The 1,244-nt window shown below is 58.8% G+C and carries 1 protein-coding gene and 1 pseudogene; one reads left to right on the top strand and one right to left on the bottom strand.

The features are described from left to right. A partial coding sequence (locus DB30_RS40865) for a hypothetical protein (protein ID WP_205633221.1) occupies window positions 1–849 on the top strand: 849 nt, incomplete at its 5' end. A gap of 18 nt (window positions 850–867) precedes the next feature. On the opposite strand, the pseudogene DB30_RS40860 reads toward DB30_RS40865, so the two are convergent. Next, window positions 868–1,244: pseudogene (locus DB30_RS40860) on the bottom strand (hypothetical protein); the annotation flags it as partial.

The following is a 1,244-nucleotide window of genomic DNA, read 5'->3' as shown; positions in this document are numbered from 1 at the left end:
GAGGTGAGTCACCTGCTGGGGAAGGCGCTGTGGATCCGGCGGGGGTTTGGGCCGATCATTGTCACGGGGAACTCGCTGGTGAGCTATGGGGCGCCGGTGATCGATGATGAGCTCGAGAACGTTGCGTTTCGCTGGGCGCCCACGGGTGCGTCCCCCGTGACCGTGAAAGCGTCGTCTGCGGTGGTCGAGGTGGTGAACCTCGCTCATGCTTTGGACGCCAGTACAACCTCTGATACACCGACCGTGGCTTGGACAGACGATACCGCGGCGACGGTGGAGGGTGGGGCGTTGGTGTTCTCGAACAACAACGTCGAGGGGACGTGGCCGTGGCGCGGAGGCGTCGGGTGTGCCGTGCTGCTGTCATCCCTCGATACATGTCTGGTCACTGACAACGTTTCACGGATGGTCACGAACAATCCGTTCGCGGCTAGTCCATCGGAATTTGTGATGGAGGATGCAGGTAATCCCATCGACTCACTGATGAACCAAATTCTGAATCTGCACACTGACATGGCATGGGCGATGGCCCATCTATATGCCGGGGCGGCTTCTACGGTTCAGGTGAGCGGCAACCGGATCGTGGATGGTTCGGTAGATGTCTTGTTTTCGGCGTGGGTAGGGTCGGCGCTGAGCCCGGCGCCAGAGGAGGTCTCTGGGTTGTCTTCCGCGTTGATTTATACCGGTAATGTGACAACACATTGTTTCGTGACATTGGCCGGGGTGGCGGGGCTTCCCCCGGCAAACAATGTCTCGATTCTGCAGGACGAGGACAATCTAGGTTGCAACTACGTCTTGGCTGCGCACGAAGCCAGCTCGGTCAAGACAATGGTGGCGTCTGGCGCGGCCTGAGATCGGGGGCTCGCTAGATTACTGTGTGCAGCAGCAACCAATGTAGTCACCCTGGCCCCACCCAAACGGGTTGCCGCAGTTCAGTCCAGAACCGGTAGCGAGATTTCCGGTGTTGCACATGGCCAAGTTGTTGCTGTACACATGGGTGTCGCCCCAGCACATCTCCTCAGCGCAGGCTTGGTTGTGGCTGGCGCATACTTCGTCACAGTTGACGAAACCGTCGTTTTGGCTGACACAAGGGTAGATCGTGGGTTGACAGGCACCGTCGACGCAAGATCCAATGGGCGGCAGGCCTTTTGGAATCCAGTTGCAGACGGTGCCACAAGACCCGCAGTTGTCGTTGTTCTCCATGACGTCGATGCACTGACCATCGCACATCATCTCGTTGGGATTGG

This window comes from Enhygromyxa salina (assembly GCF_000737335.2).
GTDB lineage: Bacteria > Myxococcota_A > Polyangia > Nannocystales > Nannocystaceae > Plesiocystis > Plesiocystis salina_C.
This window is presented reverse-complemented; position numbering and strand designations above follow the sequence as displayed.